This window comes from Domibacillus robiginosus, assembly GCF_000966195.1.
Lineage (GTDB): Bacteria > Bacillota > Bacilli > Bacillales > Domibacillaceae > Domibacillus > Domibacillus robiginosus.
In genome coordinates this window covers 208804-225231 of record NZ_LAHL01000009.1, presented here as the reverse complement: position 1 = coordinate 225231, position 16428 = coordinate 208804, and the positions used below count along the sequence as shown (strand labels likewise).

Below are 16428 nucleotides of genomic sequence, written 5' to 3'. Positions count from 1 at the left end.
TTCCGGCAGAGTCATTCGGAAGAAGCGCGGGAGCCTCTTTTACCTTTATTTCCTTGAATGACAGTTAAATGTGAAGCTTTCTTTCGGCGGGATGCTTTCTTTTTCGTTTTTCCAGCTGCAAAAGCAACAGACGCTTTTGGTTTAAAGCCTGTTTTGGACGCATAACGTTTTTTAGATTGCTTTACTGCTTTTGTATAAGCACGGTTTTCACTTCGGTTTCCTTCAGTCCGGTTTCGCATAAAAAGCCGGAGTAAAAACATGACAACCGCAACGGTAATAACAGCAAAAGCAATTTGCTGCACGAGCTGCCCGGGAGAGGTAATCATCATTGACACGAGACCAATGGCAGCGAGCGCAGTAATGGCAGAAACGATAACAGTACGAACATTCATTAAAGCCACCTCCCGGAGAAATAGTGTTACTTACATATTAGACAATTTCGTCCGCTTTTAATCCTTTTTCAGCACTTTCTTCAATAGAAATTAATTTCTTAAAAGAAGCAATGGCGACTTCTACCTGCTCATCTGATGGATCTTTTGTGGTTAAAAGCTGAAGCCAAAGACCGGGATAACCAAGCCACTTTAAGCCGGGGATATCACGAACCTTGTTTGTAAGCTGCAGAACTTCAAATGAAAGGCCAAGCACAACAGGAATAAGAGCAAGTCGGTTAAGCACTCGAACATAAATTGGCTCAGTCGGTACAAGCATATACACGAAAACGCCGACAATGACCGTAAACAAAATAAAACTGGACCCGCAGCGGTAGTGAAGCCGGGAAGATGCCTGCACATTTTGTACAGTGAGTTCAAGCCCATTTTCAATAGCGTTTATTACTTTATGCTCTGCTCCATGATATTGAAACACCCGTTTAACAATTGGCGTCATTGAAATGCCCCAAATATAAACGAGGAGGAGCAGTAATTTAAATAGCCCTTCTATTAAAATTTGAGCCAGATCACTTGAAAAAACAGGCCTTGTTAATTCTGCCAATCCAAGTGGTACAAGTGTGAAAACAAATTTTCCGAATAGGAATGATAAAACGCCAACAAGTGCTACACCAAACACGAGTGTAAGCTTTGATGGCTCTTCTTGGTTCAGTTTTTCCTCGCCCGGTGAAACATCATATCGGTCGTTGGCAAAATTCAAATGTTTAGAACCAGTTGCAGCAGCTTCTAAAATCGCAACAATGCCGCGAAGAAGCGGAATTTTTTTCAGTGTTTGGAGAGCGGGTCGGATTGTACGTGGCAAATGAAAATACTCAATGGATCCGTCATTTCGCCTCACTGCTGTCACGGTGTGTTTTTTTCCGCCAAACATAACGCCTTCCACGACAGCCTGCCCGCCATAAACCGGCTTTTCATTACTCATCGTTCGTTCCTTCTTTCGTTCATCCTTTATGAGGGATGCATGGTAATCATATTTTAGCGATAATCCGGCTAAAATAAAAGCGGGACTTCTCTAAAGGAGGAAAGAAATGAGTGGGGTAAATAATTCTAAACATTCTGACTATTATGGGCGGATTATATTTGAAACAGGTGTAATGGCCGGCTTGCTGCTGCTGCTGTTCGGCTGGCTAGCTTATACGTTTCGCTTTTTAAACTGGAATCCTGCAGCCATGCTGGCCGACTTCCCGCTGCTTGTTCAATACGGACTTGCTCTTGCGATAAGTGTACTTATTTCCATTGTACTGTCTTTATTATACTATGCGCTGTTGCGTAAAAGAAAGCCTTTCGTTGCCGGAATCTTCGTTGCTGCTTGCTTTTTTCTTTTCTTTTTGCCAGGCGTGGATCGTTCGCTGTTGAATTTGGTGACGATATTCTCCCTCTTGCTTGGCTATTTCCTGTTTATAAGCCTTACAATTTCCTGGCATGATGAGAAGGGTAAGTAGTCAGAGGCCGGACAAATATGGTAAACTAGTCGGGAAAATGAATAGCCGGGGGACAGGGAATGAAGAAAATTTTGCTTATAAATGGAGTGAATTTAAACCGGCTTGGAAAGCGAGAGCCGCATATTTACGGAACAACGACGCTTGCCGAGCTCGAGGAACGGTTAATCAAACATGGAGAGCAGGCAGGCATAGAAGTTGTTGCCTTTCATTCGAACTTTGAAGGGGAAATTGTGGAGCGGCTCCACCTTGCTGAGGATGAAGGAATGGAAGGGATTATTTTTAATCCTGGAGCATTCACTCATTACAGCTATGCAATTGCTGATGCGGCGGCAGGAATTAACGTACCGATAGTAGAAGTACATATTTCAAATATCCATAAGAGAGAAGCATTTCGGCATCATTCAGTTATAGCACCTCACGCGGCGGGACAGCTGTGCGGCTTTGGGCTGTATGGTTATAAAATGGCACTGGATTTTTTAGCGAACAGGGAGGGCTGATGAATGGAGCGGATTGAAAAACTACGTTCAAAAATAACTGAAAAAGGTTTGGATGGCTTGTTTATTATGAGCCCGTACAACCGGCGCTATATAAGCGGGTTTACCGGTTCTGCGGGCGCTGTGCTTGTGACAAAGGATCAGGCAGTTTTTATGACAGACTTTCGCTACACAGAGCAGGCAGCAAAGCAGGCAGCAGGCTTTACAATTGTTCAGCATACAAAATCAATTTTTGAAGAAGCAATGCAAAAAGCAGAAGTGCTTGGTGTGCAAACGCTTGGTTTCGAAAAAGAATATGTTTCTTACCAGGAATATGAGCTTCTCCAAAAATACTTTGGCGGCACGCTTAAGCCTGTGGCAGGCATCGTAGAAAACTTGCGCTTGATTAAGACAGAACCAGAGATTAAGATATTAAAGGAAGCGTGTGATGTTGCGGATGCGGCATTCAAGCACATTTTGGATTTTCTGAAGCCCGGCGTCAAAGAAATTGATGTGTCAAATGAACTTGAATTTTTCATGAGAAAATGCGGTGCGTCTTCTTCCTCTTTTGATATAATTGTCGCTTCAGGCGTTCGCTCTGCCCTGCCTCATGGTGTAGCAAGCGAAAAGAAAATCGAATCAGGGGACTTCGTTACACTTGATTTTGGCGCATACTACAAAGGATATGCATCGGACATTACCCGTACAGTGGCGGTTGGTGAACCGTCCGAGCAGCTGAAGGAAATATATGCCATTGTTTTAGAGGCGCAAATGGCTGCGGTGGATCAAATTAAGCCGGGAATGACAGGTATTGAAGCAGATGCCGCAGCACGCGACATTATTTCAGCAAAAGGATATGGAGATGCGTTTGGCCACTCAACCGGACATGGACTTGGTCTTGAAGTGCATGAAGGTCCGCGGCTTTCTGTTAAAGGTGATCAGCCGCTCGAATCCGGCATGGTTGTCACCGTTGAACCGGGTATTTATTTGCCGGGTGTCGGTGGTGTCCGGATCGAAGATGACATACTACTCACAGACAGTGGGAACGAACTGCTCACACATTCTGCTAAAGAACTTATTATTTTGTAAAAACCCCAGGAGGAACACACATGATTTCAGTAAATGACTTTCGTACAGGATTAACGATTGAAGTAGACAATGGCATTTGGCGCGTTGTTGATTTCCAGCACGTAAAACCAGGTAAAGGAGCGGCTTTTGTTCGTTCAAAGCTGCGCAACCTTCGTACTGGCGCGATCCAGGAAAAAACTTTCCGTGCCGGTGAAAAAGTAGGAAAAGCACAAATCGATAACCGTCGCATGCAATATCTATACGCAAACGGCGACCAGCATGTTTTTATGGATAACGAATCATACGAGCAAATTGAGCTGCCAGCATCTCAAATCGAGTATGAATTAAAGTTCTTGAAAGAAAACATGGAAGTATCAATCATGATGTTTGGAACAGAAACACTTGGTGTGGAACTTCCAAACACAGTAGAATTAAAAGTAACAGAAACAGAACCAGGTATCAAAGGAGATACAGCTTCAGGCGGCACAAAGCCTGCTATTGTGGAAACAGGCCTTTCTGTAAATGTACCGTTCTTTGTTAACGAAGGTGATGTTCTTATCGTGAATACAACAGACGGCTCATACGTATCACGTGCATAATCGTTTTTGAGGGTGTACCTTAACAGGTATACCCTTTTTATTTGCGTTCTGTCCCGCTTATTCGTACGATAAAAGAAGACAAAGAGAAAGAAGGTCGATCGTATTGGGTATGAAAGAACAAATCGAGATGCTGATTCCCGTCTTTCAATCTAGGGAACCGGCACTCGACGAGCTGAATTCTTTTCCGTTTGAGAATATAAAAGATTTAAAGGAAATCGGCTATACAAAAGCGATGCTTCCGCAAAATGGAGGAATGTCACTTGTTGATTTTATCCAGCATCAGGAACTGATCGCAAAAGGGTGCGGGGCAACGGGTCTTTCGATTGGGTGGCATACCGGTATCCTGATGGAATATGCAGAGTACCGGCACTGGAACCCGGCGATCGCTGATTTTCTTGTAAAAGAAATCCAAAACGGCAAATTGGTCAATGCGGCAGCAAGTGAACGCAATGCAGGAAGCCCGCTTCGGGGGGCGCGATTTAAAACAAATGCGGCTCGTAATGGCCAGGAATATATAATCAATGGAGAAAAAACATTTACCTCAGCTGCACCCGTATTGGATTACGTCTTTGTTTCTGCCTCAATCAGTGAGACGGAAGAGGCGGCTGTGTTTCTTGTCCCTATGTCTGCCGAGGGTGTTTCGATACGAGAAACATGGGACAGCGTAGCGATGCGTGGAACAGCGAGTCATGATTTGATTCTCGAAAACGTTAAAATACCGGCTGATTATATTGTGGAAGAGCTCAATAAATCCCAGCGTCTCCGCCGGAAAGGATCTCTTCTTCACATACCGGCTTGTTATATTGGCATTGCCGGCGCCGCTCGTGACTATGCCCTTCAGTTCGCGTCCTCTTATACGCCGGCTACCCTGGATCATCCGATTGGCGAATTGCCAGTAATGGAACAGTCCATTGGCGCAATGGAAACCAAGCTGATGGCTGCCCGGCAATTTTTATACCGTACCGCAGAGCTGTATGATCAGGAGCCCGATTTCCCGCTGGGTCCGCAAATGGCCGCAGCGAAAACTTTTGTGACCAACACGGCTATTGAAGTAACCGATATCGCCATGCGAATTGTCGGTGCCAGAAGTTTATCGGCGAAAAACCCGCTTCACCGGTACTGGCAAAATGTGCGTGCCGGCCTTCACAATCCGCCAATGGATGACATAGCTTACCGGACACTCGCACAAAGCGCTCTGGCACAATTTCCCTCATAAATATTAAACCGCCAATCTTCTGGCGGTTTTTTCATGGATAATATGCCTTCTTCAATCATACAATGTGGAAAGAGCGGAAGGAGGCGGCGGATTGCCCTATAAAACCATTATCCCTTATTTACCCGAATCGACGTTACAAGCTGTCAGTCCTCTTTTGAAAAGCGATCCGGCAATTGAAGAGATCAGGCTTCGAACCGGTCAGCGTATTGAGCTGTCAGGCCCAAAGCCATATGTGCTCTCCACTTATTTTTCTGAACAGGATCGTGCTGCATTTGTTCACAAGATTACGAAACATTCCGTGTACCGGCTTGAAGAGCAATTAAAGCGTGGTTATTTAACCATTGAGGGAGGCCACCGCATCGGTCTTGCAGGACAAGCTGTTTTAAAAGAAGGCACGGTGTCTTCGATGACCAACTTATCCTTTTTTAATATAAGGATTGCCAAGCAAAAAAAAGGAGCAGCTCTTCCCATGCTGGCATCTTTATGTGAAGGCGGATGGAAAAGCACGCTTTTGATTGGTCCTCCACGTTCCGGTAAAACAACCCTATTGCGGGATATTGCCCGCATTGCCGGTACAGGAGAAGCGAATCGGAAAATAAAAGCGGTAAAGACATGCATTGTCGACGAACGCTCTGAAATAGCAGGATGTCTGTATGGAGTTCCCCAGCTGGATGTTGGGATGAAAACGGATGTTTTGGATGCGTGCCCGAAATCAGAAGGAATGATGATGATGATCCGTTCTATGAGTCCAGACGTTTTAATTGTAGATGAAATCGGCCGTCCTGAGGATGCACAGGCTCTTTCAGAAGCGCTGCATGCAGGTATTGCAGTTATCGCAACCGTTCACGCACGTTCTTTAGAAGAAGCTCTTCGCCGTCCCGTTATTCGCCAAATTAAAGAAAGTGGCTTATTCGATAACTATATCGAAGTAAATAGAGAGCATGGCTTTACCATACTAAAAAAAGAAAAGCAAGCGGCCGGATGAAGTGGGCCGGTGCCTTGTTTATTGTAGCGGCGAGCTTGTTTATCGGCTGGCATAAATCAAGATCGTATGGGGAGCGTGTCCGCCAAATTCGTCAATTTGAAACAGCCCTTATGATGCTTGAATCGTCTATCGCTTATGGCGCAGAATCAATGGAAACAGCTGTGCGCGCCATTTCTAATACAATTGAAAAGCCTGCAGACAGGATTTTTGCTGTGTTTGCCGAGGAGCTGTCTAACTCAGAAAAAAGCGCTGAAGATCTCTGGTCCGATGTTTTAAAAAAGCATTCAAGCGGACTGGCGCTTAAAAAGAGAGACCTGCAGATTGTCGAACAAGCAGGCTGTATGCTCGGTACGGTCACCCAGACGGCAGAGGCAAGAAAGCTCCAGCTCGTTTTAAAGCAGCTTGAAAAGCAGCGTGAAGAAGCTGCAACTGAAGAAAAAAAGCTTTCGGGCATGACACGGTCTGTTAGTCTGCTGTTTGGCCTGATGACAGCCATTTTGCTTTTATAGGGTGGGTCGGAAGATGAATATGGACGTAGATTTACTGTTTAAAATTGCTGCCATCGGTATTATTGCTGCTTTTTTGCATACCATTTTGGAGCAGCTTGGCAAAAAAGAATATGCCCAGTGGGTTACCTTGTTCGGTTTTGTATACATTTTATTTATGGCTGCAACCATTGTTGGCCAGCTGTTTGAAAAAATAAAATCAGTGTTTTTATTTCAATGATAGGAGCGGTTGACTCATTGCCATTACGCATATTGCCGCTATCATACTCGTTGCTGTTTTTTTAGCCATTTTGCTTCATGAATACAGTCCGGGTTTTTCCTTGCTGTTTGTTTTATTTACATGCAGTATTCTTCTTTACCAGTTTGCGGATGAAATGGCGAAGCTTATTGCAGCTGTTCGAAAAATGGCTGCTTATGCAGGCGTGGAAGCTCTTTATATTGAAACAGTTTTAAAAGCCGTGGGCGTAGCTTTTATATCCGAATTTATTGCCAATATCGCAAAAGACGCAGGTCAGCAGGCACTTGCTGCAAAAATGGAGATTGCCGGAAAAATTATTATTATGGCGCTGATTCTGCCTATTTTAACTATTTTGATTGAAACAGTTTTAAACATGCTTCCAGGGCGGTGATCCATGGGATCTATATGGCAGCCGATAATGGAGCAAGCGGATTTATCGGCGCTTGAAAAAAGATGGAGTGAACTAAAGCAGCTGTACGGTCCTTTTTTACCCGGAAAAATGGAGTTTGATTCTTCTAATATCGATTTGACAGCTCTGTTATCGCTTGAAAGCTGGATGTCGGCATTGAAGTCCTATGTTCTTTTTGAAGTAACTACACACGCACAAAGTCTGGCGATAATTTTTTTGTTATCTATTCTGGCTGCGGTGCTTAAAACAGTAGGACAAGCATTGGAAACGCAAACGGTAACCAAAACCGCAGAAGCAGCTGTGCTGATTCCTATTTTTATCCTGTCTATGGGGACATTCCGACTGGCTGTTGAATCCATTTCGGCTGCAGTAGAGCAAATGACCGTTTTTATGATGGCTTTTATGCCGGTTTTAATCGCATTACTGACCATAAGCGGCGCTGTGGCATCTGCTGCGTTGTTTCCGCCGCTGCTTCTTTTTATGATGAATGCATCGGGTATTTTAATTGATCAAATTATTCTGCCATGCTTGATTTTCTCCGTGGTCTTCAGCCTGGTCAGTTTACTGTCAGATCACTATAATGCCGATCGGATTGCAGCTCTGCTCAGAACAATCAGCATTTGGCTCCTCAGTGCGTTTATGACCGTTTTTCTGACCATCTTAACGATGAGGGGTGTTACGGCTGCAGCGGCAGATGGTTTAACCGTTAAAACGGCTAAATTTATAAGCGGCACTTTTGTGCCTGTAGTAGGCCGGATGATGGCAGACGCCGCAGATACAGCCTCTGGCGCTGCCCTGATGATTCACAACACGGCAGGCGCTGCCGGTATTGCTCTTTTGGCCCTTACAGCGCTGTTTCCTGTAGTGAAGCTGATGGTGCTTGTAGTGCTGTATAAGGCATCAGCTGCTGTGCTTCAGCCGCTTGGAGATTCAGCTGCTGCGTCGCTGCTTGATATTATTGGTAAAACGATGTCGTTTATGCTGGCTGCTCTGGCACTCGTGTCGTTTATGTATTTTTTATTTATGGCTGCTGTTGTAGCTGCAGGAAATGCCGCTTACATGATGAGGTGAGAAGATGCAGAGTCTTTTTGACTGGCTGTCATCCGTTCTGGCACTTTTATTATGCGCTTCTGTCGTCGACATGCTTTTATCCGAATCACCGATGAAAAAATATGTCCGGCTTGCAGCCGGGCTGGTGATCATGGCTGCACTGGTTAAACCGCTTTTTTCCGCTGACTGGTCCTTTTCTTTTTCAGATAAACAGGGTGTATCTTCGTTTGAGCAGGAAACGAAAAAGCAGGTTGAGGAATTGTCGGGCGTTTCGGAGCTGGCTTCTGACACCTATGTAAATCAAACATTTCAGCAGGAAGCCGAGCAAATTGTTTCCTCTTTCACTTCCTGTGAGCTTGTTGCTGTGGAAGCGGAAGTAAAAGAAGAACAAGTGCAAAAAGTAGATATACAGCTCCATGGCCAGTGTCCAGAGCAGGAAATTCGGGAGCATTTAGCGGAAAAGTGGAATATTGGGGCTCATCAGCTGAATATGGTGATGGAAAAGGAGGAAACAGGAGGTGGCTGACCGGCAATCGCTTTTAACATGGTGGAAGAATGGCAAAGCGGACAAGCCGCTAAAGTGGGCAGCCATTGCGCTGGGTGCCGGTATTGCCCTGATGGCACTCAGTGATTTGACGGAAACAGAACAACCGCCTGAACAAACAGAAAGCAAGCCTGCTGCAGCGAATACGGAAGAAGATTGGAAAAAGGATTACGAATCTGAATTAACCCATGCACTCAATCAAATTGATGGTGTGTCCAATGTTTCGGTAGTTGTGAATCTGGCTTCTTCTGAACGGAATGTTTACCAAAAAAACGTAGTTTCTTCTGAAGGGGAGAGCGAAAGCACAAGTGATGAGCAGATGGCTGTTGTCCGCAGTGGGGATGTGGAAAGTCCAGTCATGATTGAAACGCGCCGTCCGGATATACAAGGTGTGTTAATTGTCGCTGTGGGAGCTGAACGGGCGCAGGTGAAAAAGCGCATGGTTGAAGCGGTCACTCGGGTGCTTGGTGTTCCTGTGCATCGCGTAGCCGTCATGCCTGGAAAAACAGGAGGGAAAAATTAATGCCGAAAAAACAAACGGTTTGGCTATTTACAATGGTTAGTTTAACGGCTGTGCTCGGGGTTTATTATATGACAGGTCCGGAAAAACTGCTGCCGGCTTCTACACTTGAAGAAAAAGTGTCGGAGCCACAGGAGGATGTGGATGTAGCGGTAGAAGAAACGCCAAATGACGAAGTTTTTGAAATGATCCGGCTTGAAGCGGAAGAAGAACGCAGCCGATTAAAAGAAGAATTAACCGCGAAAGTGGCTTCTGCAGAGCTTTCAGCCGAAGCGAAGGATGAAGCTTATACGACGATGCAGCAGCTGGACGAGCAGGCTTCCAGTGAGCGAATGCTCGAAACTGTTATTAAATCGAAGGGGTACGAAGACGCTCTTGTTAGAACAATAGATGGAGAAGTTCGGATTACAGTAAAAGCGGACAGCCATTCCACAGAAGCGGCTAATGAATTGATTCAGCTTGCTAAAGAAGAAATGGGTGATAAAATGCCGGTTTCGGTAGAATTCGAACCATTTAAATAAAAGGAGCACCCGCTTTTTAAAGAGCGGGCTCCTTTCATTATAGATTCTATATTTGCTAATTAACGAAAAAAAGATAAAATGGGGGGAGGGCTTTTTTATTTGTGAAAAACGGCTCGTTTATTTATTTCCTAAAAGGGGTGCTCTGTACATGAAAGTACAAGAAATTAGAGAATTAATCAAACTGGTTGATCAATCAGGAATTGATGAATTCGTATTTGAATCAGCAGGTAGCAAGCTGAAAATGAAAAAATCAACAGGAGTCACTACATATGCTGCATCACAAGCAGCGCCGGTCTCACATGTTCAACAAGTATCGGTTACACCGGAAGCGCCAGCTGAGCCAGTTACGCAGGAGGCGCCGGCACCAGAAGCACCGAAATCAGCAGCTGATAACGCTAACTTACATAAAATTACCTCACCAATGGTTGGAACGTTTTATCAGTCGCCATCGCCGGATCAAGAAGCGTATGTGAAAGCAGGGTCTAAAATTCAGCCGGATTCCGTTGTCTGCATCGTGGAAGCCATGAAGTTGTTTAATGAAATCGAAGCAGAAGTGGGCGGAGAAATTGTTGAAATCCTTGTAAAAGATGGACAGCTTGTTGAATACGGCCAGCCGCTTTTCTTGGTGAAACCGGAATAAAGGAGCAGTTGCAATGATAAAAAAAGTATTGATTGCCAATCGCGGAGAAATTGCGGTCCGAATTATTCGGGCCTGCAGAGAACTGGGAATTGACACAGTAGCCGTCTACTCAGAAGCAGACCGTGAAGCGCTGCACGTACAACTGGCAGACGAAGCGTACTGCATTGGTCCAACTGCTTCAAAAGACAGCTACCTGAACTTTACAAATATCGTCAGTGTAGCGAAGTTAACAGCATCCGATGCGATCCATCCCGGTTACGGCTTTTTAGCGGAAAACGCGAGCTTCGCAGAATTGTGCCGTGAATTGAACATTACCTTTATCGGTCCCTCGCCAGAAGCGATTACGCAAATGGGAACAAAAGACGTAGCACGTGATACAATGGAAGAAGCAGGAGTGCCGATTGTTCCGGGTTCAGACGGGATCATTAAAGATATTGAAGAGGGACTAACGGTTGCTGCTGAAATCGGATATCCGGTGATTATCAAGGCGACAGCCGGCGGAGGCGGAAAAGGGATCCGTGTAGCCCGTGACGAAGTGGAACTGGAAAAAGGTATCCATATGACACAGCAGGAAGCAGCGACAGCTTTCGGAAATCCAGGTGTGTATTTAGAGAAATTTATCGAGGATTTCCGCCATGTTGAAATTCAGGTGCTGGCTGATACGCATGGAAACGTGATTCATTTAGGTGAGCGTGATTGCACGATTCAGCGCCGTATGCAAAAGCTGCTCGAAGAAACACCATCCCCGGCTTTGGACGAAGAAACAAGAGCCCAAATGGGTGAAGCAGCGGTTAAAGCAGCCCGGGCAGTTGATTACACAGGGGCAGGCACGGTAGAATTTATTTATGATGCCCACGTTGGCACATTTTATTTCATGGAAATGAATACTCGTATTCAAGTAGAACATCCTGTCACAGAAATGGTTACGGGCGTTGATTTAATTAAGGAGCAAATTCGGGTCGCTTCCGGTGAAGTGCTGTCGCTTTCACAGGAAGATGTAACATTTGACGGCTGGGCAATTGAATGCCGGATTAATGCAGAAAATCCAGAAAAGAATTTTATGCCATCTGCGGGAAGAGTAGAAGGATATCTTCCGCCAGGTGGGTTTGGTGTACGGATTGATTCTGCTGTGTATCCGGGCTATATGATTCCACCTTTTTATGATTCAATGGTGGCAAAGTTAATTGTTCATGGCAAAACACGGGAAGAAGCCATTGCCCGGATGAAACGAGCGCTTTCGGAGTTTGTTGTAGAAGGGGTTTATACAACGATTCCGTTTCATCAGAAGCTGCTTGAGCATGAGGTATTTGTGGGCGGGGACTTCAATACGAAATTCCTTGAAACATATGATGTAATGAAAAGTCAATCCTAATTCGGAGGTGCTTAGAATGTCAGAACAACAATCTGTAAATCAAGTACTCGAAATGAGCAATGGAGAGGGCGGCCACGGCCGTATTGAAATTGCTCCTGAAGTTATTGAAGTGATTGCCGGAATCGCTGCTTCAGAAGTGGACGGCGTTGAAAAAATGCGCGGAAGCTTTGCCTCAGGTGTAGTGGAGCGGCTGGGCAAGAAAAATCACGGCAAGGGTGTCCGAGTTGAATTAACCGAGGATGGCATCAAGGTTGATGTGTATTGTGTGGTAAAGTTCGGCGTGTCGATTCCCCGTGTTGCCCAGTTAATGCAGGAAGGAATCCGCCAGACGCTTCTTAACATGACGGCACTTGAAGCAGACGAGGTTAATATTCATATTGTTGGGATACAATTTGAAACGAAACAGCCGGAACCTGAATATCAGGACGAAGTATAAACGAAGAAGCGCTCTGGCATTGCCGGAGCGTTTTTCGTATGTTTTCCACAGCGCTTTTTTATGCTATGATCAAAAAGGCATTAAATACAAAGGAGCAATCGAATGAACAGACGTACGGCACGGGAAAAGGGCATCCAGGCTCTTTATCAAATGGATTTAAGTGGAGCGGAGTCATCGGAAGCAGTGGCAAACGTATTAGAAGAAAGTGACAGCGACAGCAGCTATTTGCGTGAAATTGTCACCGGAGTAGAGCAGCACCGCGAGGAGATCGACACAATCATTAAAAGCAATTTAGAAAAATGGTCGTTTGACCGTCTGGCAAAAGTTGACCGGAATATTTTGCGTCTCGCTGTGTATGAAATGCAATATTCAGACGATGTTCCAGCCAAGGTAGCCGTGAATGAAGCAATTGAATTAGCGAAGTATTTTAGTGATGAGCGGGCCGGAAAATTTATTAACGGCGTGTTATCAAAAATTAATCAATCCATGGACTAAGTGAGGGGTATTTTATGGCAGCAGCTATTATTGACGGAAAAGCAATTGCAAAGAACATTCGTGCAGAATTAAAAGAAGAAATCGATGCGCTGAAAGCATCAGGTACAACACCTGGTCTTGCAGTCGTGATTGTCGGAGATGATCCGGCTTCTCACACGTATGTAAACAGCAAAGAAAAAAGCAGCAAAGAAATCGGCATTTATTCAGAAGTGCATCGTTTTCCAGCTGATTTTACGGAAGAAGCGCTTTTGGAAAAAGTAGAAGAGCTAAACCGTGATAAAAATATTCATGGTATACTTGTACAGTTGCCGCTCCCAAAACACATTTCTGAAGACAAAGTGATTGATGCGATTTCACCAGAAAAAGACGTAGACGGCTTTCATCCGGTAAATGTCGGTAAAATGGTGATCGGGAAAGATTCATTTTATTCGTGTACACCATATGGCATCATAAAGATGCTTGAAAAAGAAAATATTTCACTTGAAGGCAAACACGTTGTTGTGATTGGACGAAGCAATATTGTCGGTAAGCCGGCTGCTCTTCTTTCATTGATGCATAATGCCACAGTAACCATTTGTCATTCGCGCACAAAAGATCTAGCAGCGATTACCCGCCAGGCGGATGTTGTTATTGCAGCTGTTGGCATTCCAAACTATGTGACAGCGGACCACCTGAAGCCGGGCGCTGTTGTGATTGATGTGGGCATTAACCGTAATGCAGAGGGCAAGCTGTGCGGTGATGTGGATTTTAATAGCGCAAAAGAAACAGCAGGCGCTATCACACCGGTACCGGGCGGAGTGGGTCCGATGACGATCACGATGCTTCTTTACAATACGGTAAAATCTGCTAAAGTATTCGCAGCAAAATAAATTCAAAGCAGATGAATGAAACTGTCTTTTCGATCGTGTTATAATCGGAAAGACAGTTTTTTAATGGGAAGAAAAAGGTGGTCAGAAATGGAACCAGGACGGCATTTAACTGTTAAAGCGTTAACCAAATACATAAAACGAAAATTCGATGCAGATCCGCATTTGAAAAATGTGTCTGTCAAAGGTGAGCTTTCCAACGTAAAGCATCATTCAAGCGGGCATTTATACTTTACATTAAAAGACGACAGTGCGCGCATTATGGCTGTGATGTTTGCCGCATCAGCAAGAAATATAGCGTTTCGTCCGGAAAATGGCATGGAAGTGATTTTAACAGGTGACGCCACTGTTTATGAATCGAGTGGACAATATCAGCTGTACGTGAAAACGATGCGGCAGGAAGGCGCGGGCAATTTGTTTGCGGCTTTTGAGCAGTTAAAGAAAAAATTGGAGCAGGAAGGGCTTTTCCGGCCGGAGGTAAAACGTCGAATTCCGGCGTATCCATCCGTGATTGCGGTCGTTACCTCTCCTACCGGCGCAGCCATTCGGGATATTTTAACAACTATTAACCGACGCTACCCATCAGCGGAAATACTTATTTATCCTGCACTTGTTCAGGGGGAACGTGCAACCGAATCGATTGTAAGACAGCTTCAAAAAGTAAACAAAGACGGCCGGGCTGACGTCGTGATTGCCGGCCGCGGCGGGGGCTCTATAGAAGAGCTCTGGGCCTTTAATGAAGAAGCGGTTGCCCGGGCGATTCGCTCGTCAAACATTCCGGTTATTTCCGCGGTAGGCCATGAAACAGACTTTACGATTGCTGACTTTGCTGCTGATCTGCGTGCCCCAACACCAACAGCTGCGGCTGAAATGGCGGTTCCCCATGTGGAAGAAGTATCAGAGCGGATTAAAGCCAAAGAAAACCGTTTGATGCGGGCAGCTTCGGAAACCGTCCGATCTTCAAGAAACCGTCATCAAGCTGTTCTAAATTCATACGTGATGCGGAATCCAGAAGCACTCTACCGGCAGCAGTTTGAGCGGGCAGACCGGCTGCATGAACAATTGATCCGCAGTACAGGTGCGCTCATTGATCGGAAAAAAACAACCGTGCAGCATGCTTCATTTCGTTTAATGAGAACAGGTCCGGGTCCGCGTATCGCGCTGGAGACGGCACAGCTTGAGAAATTAAAAAAGGGTCTGGGACGACTTACTCAATCCATTGTGAACAACAAAAAATCAGTGTTTGGACGGCATCTTTCCATGCTCGAAGCGCTCAGTCCGCTAAAAGTGATGGAAAGAGGGTACAGCCTCGTATACAGTGAAAACGAAACATTAATTAAATCAGTTGAAGACGTACAAAAAGGAGACCGAATCCATGTGCAAATGACAGATGGTGCCATTTATGCACAGGTTGATTCAATTGGGGGGAAGAAAGATGAAACGTGAGGATATCAGCTTTGAAGAAGCAATGGAGCAGCTTGAAAAAATAACGGCCCGTCTTGAAGAAGGAGATGTGCCGCTTGAAGAAGCCCTCGAGGAATACAAGCGGGGAATGGAATTGTCTGCTCTGTGCCACAGCAAGCTGAAAAAAGCGGAAACAGAATTGGCCAAACTCGTGACAAACGATGGCGAGCAGCCGTTTTTACTGGATGGTGAAGATGCATGACGAATATAAAAAAGTACATGGAAGAAAAGCAGCCGCTTTTTGAATCATATATGATGAAGCTTGTGAACGACCTGCAGGTGCCGGATTCACTCAAAGAAGCAATGGCTTATTCACTCCAGGCGGGTGGTAAACGAATCCGGCCGATGCTTCTTTTCGCGGCGCTTGAAACGTACGGCAGAGAAGCGGAAGCCGGTCTTGATGTTGCCTGTGCCCTAGAAATGATTCATACGTATTCGCTTATTCACGATGATCTGCCTGCGATGGATAATGATGATCTTCGTCGCGGGAAGCCGACAAATCATAAGGTGTTCGGGGAAGCAACGGCTATTTTAGCAGGAGACGCGCTTTTAACGTATGCATTTGAAGTGATCGCCCGCTCACCGGTTTATTCGCCTGAGCAGGCAGTCGAGCTGATTCGAATGCTGTCATTTGCGGCAGGACCGACGGGAATGGTCGGCGGACAGGTAGCAGATATGGAAGGTGAACAAAAAAAGCTCTCTCTCGGAGAACTTGAATATATTCACCATCATAAAACGGGCCGTCTGCTTGCTTTCAGTGTAATGGCCGGCGCATTGATCGGCGGGGCGGACGAAATGGAAAAAGCGCTGCTTGAGACTTATGCCCGCCATATCGGCCTTGCTTTTCAGATCCGGGACGATATTTTGGATATTGAAGGCACTGAAGAAGAAATTGGCAAGCCTGTCGGCAGCGACGAGTCAAATGAAAAAAGCACGTATCCATCTCTGCTGACAATGGCAGGAGCTAAAAAGAAATTGGAGGAAGAGCTACAGGAAGCACAATCTGCCCTAGCCTCATTAAAAAGACCAGCCCCTCTTTTAGAAGCATTCGCGGATTTGATTGCGAAGCGCACGTCGTAAAATGCCGAAAATTGTTAGCGCCACTGAGCGTGTGCTATAATAGCGGTACATTTTAACC

Annotated in this window: 23 protein-coding genes; 21 read left to right on the top strand and 2 right to left on the bottom strand. The window is 45.4% G+C overall.

Annotated elements, in window-relative coordinates:
* Positions 1–11 precede the first annotated feature (11 nt).
* Together VP97_RS06250 and VP97_RS06245 are read right to left on the bottom strand one after the other, a co-directional pair.
* Positions 12–392: an SA1362 family protein gene (locus VP97_RS06250; protein WP_050180827.1), complete on the bottom strand. Its 381-nt coding sequence runs from the start codon at positions 390–392 to the stop codon at positions 12–14.
* A gap of 37 nt (positions 393–429) precedes the next feature.
* Positions 430–1368, bottom strand: coding sequence for a DUF1385 domain-containing protein (locus tag VP97_RS06245; RefSeq protein ID WP_050180826.1), 939 nt, complete (start codon positions 1366–1368; stop codon positions 430–432).
* Between the two features lie 106 nt (positions 1369–1474).
* Here VP97_RS06245 and VP97_RS06240 point away from each other — a divergent pair, with 106 nt between their 5' ends.
* From VP97_RS06240 to VP97_RS06140, 21 genes are all read left to right on the top strand, one after another.
* Entirely contained in the window at positions 1475–1888 is a 414-nt protein-coding gene (locus tag VP97_RS06240; protein ID WP_050180825.1) for a hypothetical protein, read from the top strand.
* Positions 1889–1947: 59 nt separating this feature from the next.
* Entirely contained in the window at positions 1948–2385 is a 438-nt protein-coding gene (gene aroQ / locus VP97_RS06235) for a type II 3-dehydroquinate dehydratase (protein ID WP_050180824.1), read from the top strand.
* Positions 2386–2388: 3 nt separating this feature from the next.
* On the top strand, positions 2389–3450 hold the full coding sequence (locus tag VP97_RS06230; RefSeq protein WP_050180823.1) for a M24 family metallopeptidase: 1062 nt from the start codon (positions 2389–2391) through the stop codon (positions 3448–3450).
* A gap of 20 nt (positions 3451–3470) precedes the next feature.
* The gene (gene efp / locus VP97_RS06225) at positions 3471–4028 is read left to right on the top strand and encodes an elongation factor P (protein WP_050180822.1); all 558 of its coding nucleotides are present in this window, start codon (positions 3471–3473) and stop codon (positions 4026–4028) included.
* 109 nt (positions 4029–4137) lie between these two features.
* Positions 4138–5244, top strand: coding sequence for an acyl-CoA dehydrogenase family protein (locus VP97_RS06220; RefSeq protein ID WP_050180997.1), 1107 nt, complete (start codon positions 4138–4140; stop codon positions 5242–5244).
* Positions 5245–5335: 91 nt separating this feature from the next.
* Positions 5336–6229, top strand: a complete 894-nt coding sequence (spoIIIAA, locus tag VP97_RS06215) for a stage III sporulation protein AA (RefSeq protein WP_050180821.1) — start codon at positions 5336–5338, stop codon at positions 6227–6229.
* Positions 6226–6738 (top strand): stage III sporulation protein AB, encoded by a 513-nt coding sequence (locus VP97_RS06210; RefSeq protein WP_050180820.1) that lies wholly within the window; start codon positions 6226–6228, stop codon positions 6736–6738. Before spoIIIAA ends, VP97_RS06210 begins: the two co-directional genes overlap by 4 nt.
* 13 nt (positions 6739–6751) lie before the next feature.
* Positions 6752–6955 carry a stage III sporulation protein AC gene (gene spoIIIAC / locus VP97_RS06205; protein WP_050180819.1) on the top strand — a complete coding sequence of 68 codons (204 nt, stop codon included), beginning with the start codon at positions 6752–6754 and terminating at the stop codon, positions 6953–6955.
* A 100-nt stretch (positions 6956–7055) separates the two neighbouring features.
* Positions 7056–7364, top strand: a complete 309-nt coding sequence (locus VP97_RS06200; protein ID WP_082220269.1) for a SpoIIIAC/SpoIIIAD family protein — start codon at positions 7056–7058, stop codon at positions 7362–7364.
* 3 nt (positions 7365–7367) lie between these two features.
* Positions 7368–8453 (top strand): stage III sporulation protein AE, encoded by a 1086-nt coding sequence (gene spoIIIAE / locus VP97_RS06195; RefSeq protein ID WP_050180817.1) that lies wholly within the window; start codon positions 7368–7370, stop codon positions 8451–8453.
* A gap of 4 nt (positions 8454–8457) precedes the next feature.
* Positions 8458–8958, top strand: a complete 501-nt coding sequence (locus VP97_RS06190; protein WP_050180816.1) for a stage III sporulation protein AF — start codon at positions 8458–8460, stop codon at positions 8956–8958.
* Entirely contained in the window at positions 8951–9499 is a 549-nt protein-coding gene (locus VP97_RS06185; RefSeq protein WP_050180815.1) for a hypothetical protein, read from the top strand. Before VP97_RS06190 ends, VP97_RS06185 begins: the two co-directional genes overlap by 8 nt.
* On the top strand, positions 9499–10017 hold the full coding sequence (locus VP97_RS06180) for a SpoIIIAH-like family protein (protein WP_050180814.1): 519 nt from the start codon (positions 9499–9501) through the stop codon (positions 10015–10017). Before VP97_RS06185 ends, VP97_RS06180 begins: the two co-directional genes overlap by 1 nt.
* Before the next feature lie 148 nt (positions 10018–10165).
* On the top strand, positions 10166–10657 hold the full coding sequence (gene accB / locus VP97_RS06175; RefSeq protein WP_050180813.1) for an acetyl-CoA carboxylase biotin carboxyl carrier protein: 492 nt from the start codon (positions 10166–10168) through the stop codon (positions 10655–10657).
* Positions 10658–10670: 13 nt separating this feature from the next.
* Positions 10671–12029 carry an acetyl-CoA carboxylase biotin carboxylase subunit gene (accC, locus tag VP97_RS06170; RefSeq protein ID WP_050180812.1) on the top strand — a complete coding sequence of 453 codons (1359 nt, stop codon included), beginning with the start codon at positions 10671–10673 and terminating at the stop codon, positions 12027–12029.
* Between the two features lie 16 nt (positions 12030–12045).
* Positions 12046–12465 (top strand): Asp23/Gls24 family envelope stress response protein, encoded by a 420-nt coding sequence (locus VP97_RS06165; RefSeq protein WP_050180811.1) that lies wholly within the window; start codon positions 12046–12048, stop codon positions 12463–12465.
* 102 nt (positions 12466–12567) lie between these two features.
* Positions 12568–12960, top strand: a complete 393-nt coding sequence (gene nusB, locus VP97_RS06160; RefSeq protein ID WP_050180810.1) for a transcription antitermination factor NusB — start codon at positions 12568–12570, stop codon at positions 12958–12960.
* Positions 12961–12974: 14 nt separating this feature from the next.
* Entirely contained in the window at positions 12975–13829 is an 855-nt protein-coding gene (gene folD / locus VP97_RS06155) for a bifunctional methylenetetrahydrofolate dehydrogenase/methenyltetrahydrofolate cyclohydrolase FolD (RefSeq protein WP_050180809.1), read from the top strand.
* 87 nt (positions 13830–13916) lie between these two features.
* Complete coding sequence (xseA, locus tag VP97_RS06150; RefSeq protein ID WP_050180808.1) at positions 13917–15272, top strand: exodeoxyribonuclease VII large subunit; 1356 nt, start codon at positions 13917–13919, stop codon at positions 15270–15272.
* The gene (gene xseB, locus VP97_RS06145) at positions 15262–15492 is read left to right on the top strand and encodes an exodeoxyribonuclease VII small subunit (RefSeq protein WP_050180807.1); all 231 of its coding nucleotides are present in this window, start codon (positions 15262–15264) and stop codon (positions 15490–15492) included. Before xseA ends, xseB begins: the two co-directional genes overlap by 11 nt.
* On the top strand, positions 15489–16370 hold the full coding sequence (locus VP97_RS06140; RefSeq protein WP_050180806.1) for a polyprenyl synthetase family protein: 882 nt from the start codon (positions 15489–15491) through the stop codon (positions 16368–16370). The genes xseB and VP97_RS06140 overlap by 4 nt, the downstream gene beginning before the upstream one ends.
* Positions 16371–16428 lie beyond the last annotated feature (58 nt).